The sequence below is a fragment of the Mesorhizobium sp. M2D.F.Ca.ET.226.01.1.1 genome (assembly GCF_004022705.2).
Lineage (GTDB): Bacteria > Pseudomonadota > Alphaproteobacteria > Rhizobiales > Rhizobiaceae > Mesorhizobium.
In genome coordinates, this window is sequence record NZ_RZOY02000001.1 from 652,947 (window position 1) to 665,759 (window position 12,813).

The 12,813-nt window shown below is 57.5% G+C and carries 15 protein-coding genes; all 15 read left to right on the top strand.

The window, feature by feature from the left end:
* Window positions 1-111 precede the first annotated feature (111 nt).
* The 15 genes from EN869_RS03075 to EN869_RS03150 all read left to right on the top strand — a co-directional run bounded on the left by EN869_RS03075 (window position 112) and on the right by EN869_RS03150 (window position 12,778).
* Entirely contained in the window at window positions 112-525 is a 414-nt protein-coding gene (locus EN869_RS03075; RefSeq protein WP_128334369.1) for a hypothetical protein, read from the top strand.
* Window positions 525-875: a head-tail adaptor protein gene (locus tag EN869_RS03080; RefSeq protein WP_128334368.1), complete on the top strand. Its 351-nt coding sequence runs from the start codon at window positions 525-527 to the stop codon at window positions 873-875. The genes EN869_RS03075 and EN869_RS03080 overlap by 1 nt, the downstream gene beginning before the upstream one ends.
* Before the next feature lie 9 nt (window positions 876-884).
* Window positions 885-1,346, top strand: coding sequence for an HK97-gp10 family putative phage morphogenesis protein (locus EN869_RS03085; protein WP_245517756.1), 462 nt, complete (start codon window positions 885-887; stop codon window positions 1,344-1,346).
* Entirely contained in the window at window positions 1,343-1,762 is a 420-nt protein-coding gene (locus EN869_RS03090; RefSeq protein WP_128334367.1) for a DUF3168 domain-containing protein, read from the top strand. Before EN869_RS03085 ends, EN869_RS03090 begins: the two co-directional genes overlap by 4 nt.
* Before the next feature lie 238 nt (window positions 1,763-2,000).
* The gene (locus EN869_RS03100; RefSeq protein ID WP_128334365.1) at window positions 2,001-2,447 is read left to right on the top strand and encodes a phage tail tube protein; all 447 of its coding nucleotides are present in this window, start codon (window positions 2,001-2,003) and stop codon (window positions 2,445-2,447) included.
* Between the two features lie 13 nt (window positions 2,448-2,460).
* Window positions 2,461-2,808, top strand: coding sequence for a gene transfer agent family protein (locus EN869_RS03105; RefSeq protein ID WP_128334364.1), 348 nt, complete (start codon window positions 2,461-2,463; stop codon window positions 2,806-2,808).
* Between the two features lie 396 nt (window positions 2,809-3,204).
* A complete protein-coding gene (locus EN869_RS03110; RefSeq protein ID WP_128334363.1) occupies window positions 3,205-6,231 on the top strand; it encodes a tape measure protein in 3,027 nt (1,008 codons plus the stop codon).
* 19 nt (window positions 6,232-6,250) lie between these two features.
* On the top strand, window positions 6,251-6,934 hold the full coding sequence (locus EN869_RS03115; RefSeq protein ID WP_128334362.1) for a hypothetical protein: 684 nt from the start codon (window positions 6,251-6,253) through the stop codon (window positions 6,932-6,934).
* Between the two features lie 102 nt (window positions 6,935-7,036).
* Window positions 7,037-8,053 (top strand): NUMOD3 domain-containing DNA-binding protein, encoded by a 1,017-nt coding sequence (locus EN869_RS03120; protein WP_128334361.1) that lies wholly within the window; start codon window positions 7,037-7,039, stop codon window positions 8,051-8,053.
* Between the two features lie 8 nt (window positions 8,054-8,061).
* Window positions 8,062-8,718 (top strand): hypothetical protein, encoded by a 657-nt coding sequence (locus EN869_RS03125; RefSeq protein ID WP_245517757.1) that lies wholly within the window; start codon window positions 8,062-8,064, stop codon window positions 8,716-8,718.
* Entirely contained in the window at window positions 8,718-9,197 is a 480-nt protein-coding gene (locus tag EN869_RS03130) for a hypothetical protein (RefSeq protein WP_128334360.1), read from the top strand. The genes EN869_RS03125 and EN869_RS03130 overlap by 1 nt, the downstream gene beginning before the upstream one ends.
* A gap of 26 nt (window positions 9,198-9,223) precedes the next feature.
* Entirely contained in the window at window positions 9,224-9,631 is a 408-nt protein-coding gene (locus EN869_RS03135; RefSeq protein WP_128334359.1) for a hypothetical protein, read from the top strand.
* A 10-nt stretch (window positions 9,632-9,641) separates the two neighbouring features.
* The gene (locus EN869_RS03140; RefSeq protein WP_189384620.1) at window positions 9,642-11,525 is read left to right on the top strand and encodes a fibronectin type III domain-containing protein; all 1,884 of its coding nucleotides are present in this window, start codon (window positions 9,642-9,644) and stop codon (window positions 11,523-11,525) included.
* Window positions 11,526-11,550: 25 nt separating this feature from the next.
* The gene (locus EN869_RS03145) at window positions 11,551-12,579 is read left to right on the top strand and encodes a hypothetical protein (protein ID WP_128334358.1); all 1,029 of its coding nucleotides are present in this window, start codon (window positions 11,551-11,553) and stop codon (window positions 12,577-12,579) included.
* Between the two features lie 13 nt (window positions 12,580-12,592).
* Entirely contained in the window at window positions 12,593-12,778 is a 186-nt protein-coding gene (locus EN869_RS03150) for a hypothetical protein (RefSeq protein ID WP_128334357.1), read from the top strand.
* The last annotated feature ends 35 nt before the right edge of the window (window positions 12,779-12,813 follow it).

Genomic DNA, 12,813 nt, shown 5'->3' on the forward strand with positions numbered 1-12,813 from the left:
CGGAGCATCAGCCTCAACCAGCCCTCCACCATGGATTTTTCCAAGGCAGCAAACAGCCAATACCTAGCCGCTCTAGCGGCATAAAACGCGCATCATAAAAAGGAGGCCGCATTGGCCGATTTGACCATCACCGCCAGTTCAGTTCTGGCCGGGAATACCGCCACTATTGCTCGCGGCATCGCGGGCGCCACCATCACTGCCGGCCAGGTTGTCTATCTGGATCCAACCACGGGCAAGTATGGCCTTGCTGACGTGAACAGCGCCACCGCCGCAGTTCGCAACGCAGTTGGCATTGCGCTCAACAGCGCATCGGCAAATCAGCCGATTGCGGTCTGTACAAAAGGCCCGATTACGATCGGCGCGACCATTTTGACCGGCGTCGCCTATTACGCGAGCGGTACGCCTGGCGGCATTCGCCCCGTGGCGGACAATGTCAGCGGCGATTACACGCTGCTGCTCGGCATTGGCGCCAGCACGACGGTGCTCAACCTCGATATCGAATATCCTGGCGTCCCGCTGGCGTAATGGCTGGAGGCGCTGGGAAGTTAGATCAGCGCCTTTCCTTCTATAGGCGCGTCGACGTCGATGACCGCCACGGGAATACCGTGGCCGACTGGCAGTTTCAGTTTTCGCAGGCAGGCAATCATCAGTGGATTCTGCGTGGCGCCGGCGAGTCCGTGATGGCTGGCCGGCTCACGGGGCACAAGTACGTGACATTCATGATCCGGAAGAGCGAACAGGCTAAGCAGATCGCTAGTGACTGGCGCGTCGTCAATGAACGCGATGGACAGGAATTCGCCATCCGCGAAGTTCCGCGCCTGAGCGACAATCGCAGCTATCTCGAGTTCCTTTGCGAAAGCGGCGTCGCGGCTTAGGAGTGCGCATTGGCCAACAACAACATTACACAAGGCCTCGCCAACCTAAACCGCAAGCTTACCAAGGCGATTCCGGAAAAGGTCTACAATCAAGTGCGTGCGGTGTTAGCGGCGCAAGCCGACAAGATCGTTGCGCAGATGAAGCGCCATGCGCCGGTAGACAGTGGCGACCTGCAGATGAGCATCGGTTGGTGTTGGGGAAATGCGCCAAAGGGGACAATGACCTTAGGCACGGTCGGTACGGGCAAAGGCGGAAGAACGTTCAAGCAGGGCAAGGACAAAAACGGCCTTCGCATCTCCATCTATGCTGGCGGCGGCGATGCCGTTCATGCCTGGTTCGTTGAATTCGGCACGCAGCACATGGCGGCTGAGCCATTCTTCTTTCCGATCTGGCGAGCCAACAAGCGTAGCGCCAAGTCTGCCGTTACGCGAGCCATTACCAAGGGCGTTAAGGATGGGGCTGGGGCATGAGTGCTGCGCTAGACCTTCAAGACCTTATCCTAAACACGCTTACGGCAGACGCCGCGCTCATGACGATGATTAACGGCGTGTGGGACCAGCCACCGGCAGCCGCAACGTCCTTTGCAGATCCCAAGGCGGCTTACATCAGCTTCGGCCCGCACGACTACGCCGAGGATGACGACGAGGGCATCGTGTCGGGAATTCACACATTCCAACTGGATGTCTGGAGTAGGACGGTAGGTTTCCCTGCATGCAAGCAGATTGGCGATAGGGCAAAGGCTATCTTGCACGAAGCCAATCTAAGCCTGTCAACTGAGAATGCACTGGTCGAAATTCGCGTACCGTCTGTGCGGTATATGCGAGATCCAGACGGGACCACATCGCACGGGATCATCACGGTTACGGCGCTAATCGAGGAGCCGTAAATGGCGTGGGCAATCTTTGCCGAGCGCTTCCACTACGACAGACGCCCGCGGCAAGCCATAGCATTTGTGGTTGAGGCTAGTCCGGACCCGCAGAACCGTCCCCGCGATCTTGTCAATGCCGCTGTAGCAGCCGGTAAGGCGCGAGAAACGAAGCCGCCGGGCAGGCGGCCCAAAACCACCGAAACGAAGTCAAATGGCCGCCAGTGAGCGGCCTTTCTTTTGAGCGAAAGGCAAGCACATGGCTGCTGCGCAGACTGAAAAATACGAAGAAATGATTCTGGATGTCGAGCTCGTTGCGGGTTCTGGCATCTATACCCCCATCTGCGGCATGACGGACGTGACGATCACCCGACAGGCCACCGTCGACAGTTCCGAGATCCCCGACTGCGACGACGAGTCGCTGCCGCTTTCCATCGAGAAGCAGGTGCGGTCCATTGAGGTCTCCGTCTCGGCTACCGGCGTGTGGGCAAAGACCAGCCAGGATGCACTCAAGCAGTGGTTCTACAGCGCCGTAACCAAGAACGTCCGTCTGCGCGACACCGCTGCGGCTTCTGGCGACATCGAGACCGAATCCGGCCCAGCGCTGCTTTCCAAGCTCGACAACACCAGGACCAAGGGCAAGAAGGTCACGTCAAACATTGAATTGGTGTTCGACGGTAGCCCGGCCCGCACTGACAAGCCGTAATAGGGAGCCGTAAATGGCGAGAGGGGTGGACGTAACGTGGGCAGGAGGGGAGTCGACCTTCCTGCTCACGATCGATCTTTTGCGAGCTCTACAGGATCGCTGTGACGCGGGTCCGGCGTTCATTCTTGAAAGGCTCACGAACGGCGAATGGCGAGTGGATGACATCATTTCCACCATCCGGCTCGCGCTCGAGGGTGGCGGGATGGAAAAGGAAGATGCTCGAAAACTTGTCCGTCGCCATATCGAGGAAGATTTCGGTGTAAAGCATGTTCTTCTGGCGCGCGCCATCCTTTCCCATACGCTCTTCAGTGACGAGGGGGAGAGTGACGCGGGGGAACGGAAGGCGGCAGCGGAGGACTAAAGCCGCTGCCGCGGGGCAAACTTAGATGGTCGGAAATTTACAAATGGGCCGGTGTTCTTCACCAGCCCATCGGCGCAATGACGCTGCTTGAGTTCGTTGATGCCACGCGCGGTTACGCCGAGGCCAATGGCGCCAAACCGAAAGGCGGCACGATCGCTGAAGGCAGGCTCGAGGAAATGGGTATCGTTGGGTTTTAGGTCCGTAAATCTGCCCAACGCGTGAGCCTCCAAGGCCTTGTCTCCAAGGCGTTGTCTCAAAGGATCGGCGTGCCGCTGTTGGTAGTCCCAACAACCTTTCCGGCAAAAGCCAGGCAACCAATTCAAAACCCCGCGGTGCGCGTATCCACAACGATGCTCCCCGTTGAGTTTCCGCCTTACATAATACGGATGCGCATAAATGGCGACGGATCTGGAGCGCCTTGTCGTGGCGCTGGAAGCTAGAACGACCCAATTCAATAACGCGCTTACAAAAGCCAATGCCACGGCCAAAAAGCAACTTACGGATATCCAGACGAAATTCGTAGAGACGAACAAGAAGCTTGATCAGGGATTATCCTTTGGCGGCTTTTCGGTTGGCGGCTTACAGGGTGGAATTGACAGCCTGAAGGCCGGCGCCGCGGGATTTGCTGGCGCCTTCGCCGTCGATAAGATCAAGGATTACGCGGACGCGTGGACTGAGGCTGGCAACAAGATTGCTGCCTCTGCCGTTGTCAGCGGCCGGTCGGCCCGTTCGCTTGATGATCTGAACAAGATTGCGACCGACACGCGCTCGGGCCTGACCGAGACGGTTGACCTTTATGCGAAGCTCCTGCGCGCCACGGCTGGCGTTGCCAAAAATGAGCAGCAAGTCGCTGACGCAACCGAGATTGTCAATAAGGCATTCAAGGCGGGCGGCGCAGAAGCTAGCGAGCAGGCGGCTGGCATTCTGCAGCTTAGCCAGGCACTATCGAGCGGCATCTTACAGGGCGACGAGTTGCGGTCGATCCGCGAGAACGCGCCGATTATCGCGCAGGCCATCGCGAACGAATTCAAGACTACCATTGGCGGACTGAAGCAGCTTGGCGCAGACGGCAAGTTGACTGTCGATCGCGTATTCAAGGCGATCCTTGATTCGAAGCCGCTTATCGACAAAGCCTTCAACGCTACGCAGTCGACAATTGGCGACAACGTCGGCCTTGTCGGCAATGCGCTTGAGGCGTTTGTTGGTAAGCTGTCCGATGTGACCGGCGCCGGCGGGGCGGTTAAGGATTTCCTCGGCAAGGATCTTGTCGGCGCAATTAACGGCCTGTCCACGGCTCTTGACCAGATCGCGAATAGTCAGGGCGTTAAGTCGCTTGAGGCAATTGTCGAGCACCTGCAAAAGATTGGCGACTTGTTGCCCAACGGTGGCCACGCGGCTGGACGCGCTGCCTTCAATGCGAACGTCGATCCGAACCTGCTCCTCGGCTTTCCTGACACGTTCGGCAAGATGACCCGTGACATGGAGGATCAGTTCGCTCCTGCCCACAAGGAGATCGCTGCGCTCAACGAGCAATTCGCGAATTTCAAGGAATGGGTGGTCGAACTGAAGCCGGCCGTCGCGTCAACGTTTGACGCTCTGCAAAAGCAACTGGACGACGGCACCATAAGCGCCAAGAAGGCCAAAGAAGCGCTTCACGACATGTTTGGCAGCGATCCGATGTACGGGGAGCTTCTCAAGACGTTCGACGCGCTTTTAGACAAGCTTCAGAAGGTCGAGGCGCTAGCCAAGGCATCGAAAGCCGGGGTTGATATTAGCGTTGGCGCGCCGGATCCGGAGAACGCCGGATGGGCCATGCAGCATCAAAACGATGCAACGCAGAAGTACTTCGATCAGCGCAACGCCAATGCTAGTCGCTCAGACCTGCAAAAAGAGATCGATGAACGGGCAAAGGCCATCATTGCCGATGCCGCCAAGATCGATGAATCTACAGGCAAGGTTGCCATCGCGATAACCTCTGCTGCGGCCAAAATACAGGCGGCAAAAGAGATTGCGGCCGAAGAAATCGCCAAGTCGGCCAGCAAGTCGGTAGAGAATGCGGCCGATCTTATCAAAGGCTTTGAGCAATTTCGTGGAACGGCATATTGGGACGTTAACCACTACCGGGCTGGATATGGGTCGGACACAGTAACCCTTGCCGATGGCAGTGTTCAAGCCATCACGAAGGGTATGACGGTTTCCGTCGCAGACGCCAACCGCGACCTGATTAGTAGGATCGGCAAATTCCAAGAGGGCATCAAAAGCAAAATTGGCGCCGACACCTTTGCCAGTTTCGATGAGAAGCAACAGTCGTCTCTGCTAAGTATTGCGTATAATTACGGAAGCCTGCCGGATCGCATTGTTGAGGCGATTAAGTCTGGCAACCAGGCGACCATTGTTAAGGCAATTCGCGGGTTAGGCACTGACAACGGCGGCATCAACAAAGACCGGCGCAATACGGAAGCGGATATCTTTCTTGGCGGCGCCCCATCGGGCGTTAAAAAGGCAGTTCAGAGCGATGACAGGTTCAACAGGAACCTGACCGAAACGCAGTCGCAAATCGACCTCCTGAACAAGGAGGCCGCGGCCCTCGGTTTGGTCAACCCACTGATTAATGACTTCGGTTATGCTCAGTCCAAGGCAGAGATCAAGCAGAAGCTCCTGAACGATGCGGTGCAGGCTGGCGTGGAAATTACGCCAGAATACTCCGCGAAAATTGATGCCCTGGCCGAGAAATACGCGCAGGCCGACGCGGCTCGCAACAAGATGCAGCACGGCGTCGAAGTCTTGAGCGAGAAGATGGCCGCGTCGTCCGAACTCGGCAAGAGCGTTCTTGGCGGGTTTATTCAGGATCTCCGGGACGGCAAGTCGGGTGCCGAGGCGCTGTCAAACGCGCTCGGAAAAGTCGCGGACAAGCTGATTGAAATAGCGCTCAACAACTTGTTCGACGGCCCGATGGGCGGGAAGCCGGGCGGAGGCATTCTCGGCGGGCTGTTCAGCTTCCTGTTTGCGGATGGCGGCTATACCGGCGCAGGCGGCAAGAACGACCCCGCCGGCATCGTCCACAAGGGCGAGGTGGTCTGGAGCCAGGATGACGTCAAGCGATGGGGCGGGCCTAGACGCGTTGATGCCATGCGCAAGCGAGGGTATGCGGATGGCGGTATAGTTGGCATGCCGCCCACGGTTGTTCCGCGGGCTGTGGGTGCCAGCATTGCTGGCTCGACGGGTAGAGGCAATACGCACATCACGGTTGGCGTCTCGGCGGACAACAACGGCAACCTTAAGCCGTTTATCGAGTCCGTCACGCAGGACAACATCCGGCGCGCATCGCCTCAAATCGTGCAGGCGTCCGTGCAGCAGAGCCAAAAAGCCACGCAGCGAAACATGCCAGCCTACATCGCCAACGCGCAGGCGCGGAATCTCTAGTAAAGCCAAAGGAAGACGAATGACCACCATCCGTTGGCCCGATGACGTTCTGCGAAGTCAGAACATTTCGTTCGATCTCGACAGCCGGTCCCTTGCGGGGCCGGCGTCTGTTAGCGGCGCGACCCAAGTAATTAGTTCAGATTCGGGATTATGGAAGGCGACGTTCGGCGGCGTGATCGTGAAGAGCCGGCAAGCCGTCCTAGCGCACCGCGCAATAGCGGCGCTACTCGAGGGTCGGCTGGGGTCTATCCTTATTCCGCTATGCCGCGGCTACGGGCCGTCGTCCGGTGCCGTGCTGTCGGAAGACGAGAAAGCTCTGTTTGCGCAGGTTCCGCACGGCGACCATTCGTTCTTTGACGACGGCACGGGATACGTCGGGTCGCTTACGAATGTGGTGCTGGCAGCGGATGCCGCAGTACGTGCAACAACGCTCCACGTCACTGTGAACTATGCCGCTGACGACATACAGCCCGGCATGCATTTCAGCCTTGGGGAGAGGCTTTACAGAATTCGTACATACGACGCGACGACTGGCGCCATGACGATCAGGCCGCCGTTGCGGGAAGCCGTCACGGCTGGCGACATCTTGAATTTTGATGACCCGTGCTGCCGTATGAGGCTGATGAATGATGACGGGATGGACCTGCAGCTTGCGTTGAGGCGCTTCGGGAACCCTACAGTGCAGTTCATCGAGGACGTGTGAGCCTTGACACTAATTTGGTAAAGCGGCAAGGGTATTAATTGCTTGGCTAGGGTAGCTCCCGAAAAGCGCGCTCACCACGTGCCTGCCAAGCGCCAAATCCCAATGGTGAACAAACGCAAGACTGGTGGCTTGCTTATGGAATTTTACACTTACGTCTGGCGCGATAGCGCTGGTGTGCCTTTCTATATTGGCAAGGGTAAGGGGAAGCGTGCTTACGCAACCTACAATCGCCAGCCGGAATTCAAAGCCATTTACGCGCAAGGCGGCTGCACGGTCGAAATCGTGGATTATTTCATCCATGAATCGCAGGCTCACGCGCATGAGGTCGAGTTGATTGCGCAGTTTGGTAGGCGCGATGTCGGAACTGGAATTCTTGTTAACAAGACAGATGGCGGCGAAGGATTAAGCGGGTGGACGCCGTCCGCCGAAACTCTTGCTAAACGAAGCGCGTTAATGCGCGGCAAAAAGCGAAGTGCCGAATCTCGCGCAAATATGAGCGCCGCTAAGAGGGGTAAGCCCGGACCAAGGCACACTGCCGAAACCCGTGCAAAAATATCTGCTGCCCATATGGGCAAAAAGATGCCGCCGCGCAGCGATGACCATAGGGCTAAGATTAGCGAGCGCCTAACGGGAAGGCCAGTTAGTGCAGAAACGCGAGCCAAGATTGGCGCAAGAAGCATCGGCAACACATATGGACTGGGGCGCGTAAAAAGCCTGGAAGAAATTGAGCGAACCGCGTCTGCTAACCGAGGGCAGAAGAGATCTCCGGAGTCGCGCGCCAAAATGAGCGCTGCGCAACGCGGAAGAAAAACCAGCGATGAAACTCGCGCAAGGTTGAGCGAAGCCACGAAGGGCGTTCCGCACACACTTGAACATACAGCCAATTCCGCCGCAGCCAAACGCCTATCTCCGCCGAAGTCCGGATTTAAGGGCGTGCGTGAAATCCGAGACGGCAAGTGGGTTGCAAGGTTTGCATTGAACGGCACAAGAAAGCATCTCGGGGTATTTGATTCCGCCATAGATGCAGCCAAAGCATATGATCGCGCCGCTTTTGACGCTCTTGGTCTAGGTTGCTTTCTCAATTTTCCCAATGATATCGGCGACAAGATCGCCGCATAGGTGGTCTATTGTCGGATTTCTTCACAACCGATCAGTTGGCGCTACTTGCGTCAAGCAGGGTATATGTAAGCCTATTGGTGGATTTTTCTTTCTCGTCAGGAATCGAGAGGGCGTGGAACGGCAATACGCCGCTGGTTGCAGGCGGCAACACATATCTGCCGATGCATGGTGCCGGTCAAATAGACGGCCTCGGGCTATCAGGGAACGGCGCCAGCGATAGCGTAACTATTTCTGTCGATGGGCTTCCCGATCAGGCTCTTGGTTTCCTGGCAAAGGCGCTCGCGAATACTCCGTCCGTCGATCAGCAGTTACTAACGGTTTATCTACAACTGTTCGACTCCGAGTGGCAAACGGTCGGTAATCCCATACCGATCTTTTGGGGCTTCATGCAGCCTCCCAAGGTTAGCCGCACCGAAATGCAGGGCACTGACGGAGCCGTTCAATCTATCGCCATCACGGCGGAGAATGCATTCTTCAATCGGTCTAGGCCGCCTTATGGCCGCTACACAGACCGCGACCAGCAAGCGCGCTCGCCTGGCGACAAGTTCTTCGGGTTTGTAGCTTCGATCCTGGTTAAGACGGTGACTTACCCGGATTATGTTTTGCTAGCGACCGCCGGGTCGGCGGCGATGTTTGCTCTGCGAGCGATGGGGTTGATTGCTTAATGCCGATGCCAAAAAGCAACCGGACACCGGAAGAATGGCGCGAATATCATACGCAGAGAATGGCCAAGTGGCGCGCAGCAAATCCAGAACGGTCAAGGGCAGCCGCGCGCAAAAGCGTGGGCAAATGGCGAAAGGCCAACCCAGAGAAGAATAGGGAGGCCAAGATCGTATCTTACGCCGCAAATCCCAAGACCAGAATGTTGGCATCGGCAAAAGCGCGCGCAGCGAAGGCAGGCGTACCGTACAGTCTGACAAAGGACGATATTTTTATCCCAACGCATTGCCCAGTCTTTGGATTTGAGCTTAAAGATGGCGGTGACCGAAACAACTCCCCGTCACTCGACCGCATCAAGCCGGAACTCGGATATGTGCCTGGCAATATCCAAGTGATAAGCACGCGCGCCAATCGCATTAAGAACGATGCGACGCCAGATGAATTGCGCCTGCTTGCTGATTACACGGCCAAGCTCGCCGCCTAGTTCTCACAACATCATAGCGAGGCGACATGACCGAAGCCGATCGTCTGGCCGCGGTGCGGGACTATATCGCCATTGAGATGGGGCGCCCTTACGAGAAGGGCGTCACCGACTGCGGCGGTACAATCGATCGCTGGGTCCAGAAGATGGCAGGCGTGTCGCCAGTGTCCGCATTTGGCAGACAACTTCGTAACGCGGAAGACGCATCCGAATGGACGGTCGTGCCGCAGATGTTCGCCGTGCTGGTCAATCGTGCGGCCAGGGCCGGTGGCTTCAAGAAGACAGCCAACCCCATTCCTGGTGATGTCGGTCTGATCATCAACGAAAAAGGCGTGATGGCTCCCGCCATTCACGCCGGCGATTGCTGGTTTTCGCGCCATGAGACTGGTGCGCTTGCCGTGCCAATCGACAAGTTTTGGAAGGCGTGGTCGGTATGAGGCGGTCGGTATGAGAACATCCTATATACCGAACACGCTAAACCAGGAGGATAGCAGGTCTATCTTTGCCCGTGCGAAGATGGGCCTTGAAAGCCTCGTCCTGCTTGCACTTACATCGATCGGCGCCAGCGGTGCCGCTCTTGGCATTCTCGTGCCAGCCATCGTTGGCGTAATTCAGATCGGCATATCGGTTGGCCTTTCTTACTTGGCGAGCTCGTTGTTTCGTCCAGACGCGCCGAAGCCTCAGGACGTGCAGACCTCAGTCAAGAATCCGGTGGCGGCACGCATCAGGCACTATGGCCGCGTTAAGGCTTCTGGCCCGTGGGCATTTATCGAGAGCAAGAACGGCAACCTTTACAAGGTCATTGCGCTCGGCACCGGGCAACTCGATGCAATCGAGGAATGCTGGATTGACGACAATCTGGCGACCGTCAATGGGAGTGGCGTTGTAACGTCCGCGCCTTACAATTCGAAGGCGGAAATTCGCACTCGAATCGGCCTCTCGACGGAGACATCGTACACCCAACTTACGGCACAGTTCCCGGAGTGGGACATTGCCCACCGCGGCGACGGCGTATCCTCGCTTTTTGCGATTCAGAAGGCGGTTGGATCTGATAAGATCACGACTATCTTCCCTAACATCCTCAACACGCTCTATCGCGTGGTGGCGCGCGGATCGATCGTCTACAGCCTTGGGACGTCGACCAATATCTGGTCTGAGAACGCCGCTGATATCATCCGCGATTATATCACGCACGCGGATGGCATGCGCTTGCCAGCAAGCATCGTGAATACGCCGCTTGCGGCTGCTGGCTGGCTTGCCGCCTACAATCGCTGCAACGAGGCGGTCCCGGTCAAGGCTGGCGGTACCGAAAAGCGTTATCGCATTTGGGGATCCTATCAGCTTGACGAGCGGCCAGCCGATGTCCTGGCACGCATGACTGCGGCATGCGATGGGCGGCTTGTTCCGACATCCGATGGTGGACTTACGCTGGACGTCGGTACGTGGACCGAGCCGACTGTAACGCTCGACGCCGATGCCATCACCGGGTTTTCGGAGGTGGCTCGAGGCCGAGATGTCTTGACCACGGCAAACATCATTCGTGCGACCTATTTGTCGCCGTTCCACGATTACCAATCCACCGACGCAGATCAGTGGATTGACGATGATGACGTCGCTCTCCGCGGCGAAATTGCGTCCGACAAACAGTTCAATATGGCGCCGTCGCACGGTCAGGCGCGCAGGCTGATGAAGCTTGAGGCTTACCGCGCCAATCCTTCGTGGGTAGGGGTGTTTCAGTGCAATCTGCGCGCCATGGCTGTCTTCGGCAAGCGGTTCGTTCGCATCACCTATCCGCTGTTTAGCATCGACGAGGTGTTCGAAATTCAGGACTTCAAATTCGTCATTGGCGAAGGGGGAATCCTGACTGGCGTTTCGCTCCAAGTCCAATCCATGCCGTCTGACGCTTACAGTTGGAATGCTGCTACCGAAGAGGGTACAGCGCCGATCTCTGAGCAGACGACGGTCGACCGCTCGATACCGGTTCCCACTGGGTTAGCGGTCACCATACAGCCGGTATCGATCGGCGGTGTTACGGCATCGAGGGCGATGCTTGTTTTTGACCCTTCCCCGACAGACGCCTTGATTATCGAGGCTCGCGGCAGGGGGGTAGCAGATACCTCATGGGTGACTATCGCTGTTGATCATGGCGCAAGTTCAGCGACCGGATTCATCATCGACGATGTCGGTGAGTACGAATTCCAACTCCGCTACGTGACGATGACCGGTCGCCAGGGCGCATGGCTGGCCCCTTCCATCCATGTGGTTGCAACCCTGTCCGCGGACTTCCGCTTCCAGGCCAACAGCCAATACCTAGCCGCGCTGGCGGCATAAACTACTTCCATAAAAAGGAGGCCTTATGGCCGATAATATCAGCATCAAGGATAGTGCAGGCGCTACCGTTGTGCTCGCGTCGAAAGACGTTGGTGGGGTGCAATATCCAAGGCGCATCGCCGTGGATGGCACGGGCGCCGAGGTTGCTGTGGCGACGTCCGCGCTGCAGACATCAGCCAATACCAAGCTGGACACCGTACACACGGACCTTGCCGCTGAGGCGGTTCTTATTGGTGATGTTGCAGAGACGGCGCCAGCCTCGGATACGGCCTCTAGCGGCCTTAACGGGCGCCTACAGCGCATTGCGCAGCGGCTTACTTCCCTTATTGCGCTAATCCCTGCCGCGCTTGGGCAGGGCACCATGGCGCAGTCACTGCGTGTCGTTCTGGCAAGTGACCAGTCGTCCGTTCCAGTCACTGCTGCCGGCAATGTTGCTTCGGGAGCGGCGGATAGTGGCAATCCGGTCAAGATCGGCGGCGTCTATAATTCGACCTTACCGACGCTGACTACCGGGCAGCGTGGCGATGCTCAGCTTGATGTAAATAGCAATGTGCGCGCGCTCTCGGTTATGGCTGGAGGTGCGGGATCCGACGGCATTGCAAATAGCTCATTGTTGTTTCCGTTTGAGCGCGCCTCGAATTCTGTAACTGCCCGACTTCCTGCCGCGGCGGGCTTCTATTTCAACGGCTCGACGTGGGACCGCCAGCGCATTCCGTCGTCCAGTTCGCGCATTGTGTCGAGCGCCAACACGACCAACGCCACAGTAGCCAAGGCCTCGGCTGGCTGGCTGTCCAGCATCGTGGGCCTGAACACGACCGGCTCGGCGATCTACCTGAAGCTCTACAACAAGGCGACATCGCCGACTGTCGGCACGGACACGCCAGTCCTGACGATCCCGATTCCGGCATCTGGCTTTTTCTCGATCAGCCTCAATACCGCTCCCTACTATTTCTCGACCGGCATCAGTTACGCGCTGACGGGCGCCGCAGCCGACGCGGACACAACCGCTGTAGCTGCTGGCGCGATCACCGGTCTCAACCTCCTCTATTCGTAAGGACACCCCTCCCATGGCACTTTGGATGAACGATAACACTGGCGAGCAATGGGACGATGGCGAGAGGCTTAAGCCCGGTGATGACGGCTTCACGCGCGATCTGGCTGCGGCGCATTTCAAGGATGGCGCCTTCAGTTATGTCGGCACGCCGAACTGGGAACCGCCCGCCGCGGATGAAGTAGTTACTGAGGCCGATTAAATGATCGGTCTGCTGCACCACGCCACGCCGATAGC

Coding starts and splice junctions, on each gene's coding strand:
- EN869_RS03150 (WP_128334357.1), top strand. CDS start 12,593: ATGGCACTTTGGATGAACGATAACACTGGCGAGCAATGGGACGATGGC.
- EN869_RS03140 (WP_189384620.1), top strand. CDS start 9,642: ATGAGAACATCCTATATACCGAACACGCTAAACCAGGAGGATAGCAGG.
- EN869_RS03145 (WP_128334358.1), top strand. CDS start 11,551: ATGGCCGATAATATCAGCATCAAGGATAGTGCAGGCGCTACCGTTGTG.
- EN869_RS03100 (WP_128334365.1), top strand. CDS start 2,001: ATGGCTGCTGCGCAGACTGAAAAATACGAAGAAATGATTCTGGATGTC.
- EN869_RS03110 (WP_128334363.1), top strand. CDS start 3,205: ATGGCGACGGATCTGGAGCGCCTTGTCGTGGCGCTGGAAGCTAGAACG.
- EN869_RS03115 (WP_128334362.1), top strand. CDS start 6,251: ATGACCACCATCCGTTGGCCCGATGACGTTCTGCGAAGTCAGAACATT.
- EN869_RS03105 (WP_128334364.1), top strand. CDS start 2,461: ATGGCGAGAGGGGTGGACGTAACGTGGGCAGGAGGGGAGTCGACCTTC.
- EN869_RS03090 (WP_128334367.1), top strand. CDS start 1,343: ATGAGTGCTGCGCTAGACCTTCAAGACCTTATCCTAAACACGCTTACG.
- EN869_RS03120 (WP_128334361.1), top strand. CDS start 7,037: ATGGTGAACAAACGCAAGACTGGTGGCTTGCTTATGGAATTTTACACT.
- EN869_RS03080 (WP_128334368.1), top strand. CDS start 525: ATGGCTGGAGGCGCTGGGAAGTTAGATCAGCGCCTTTCCTTCTATAGG.
- EN869_RS03130 (WP_128334360.1), top strand. CDS start 8,718: ATGCCGATGCCAAAAAGCAACCGGACACCGGAAGAATGGCGCGAATAT.
- EN869_RS03135 (WP_128334359.1), top strand. CDS start 9,224: ATGACCGAAGCCGATCGTCTGGCCGCGGTGCGGGACTATATCGCCATT.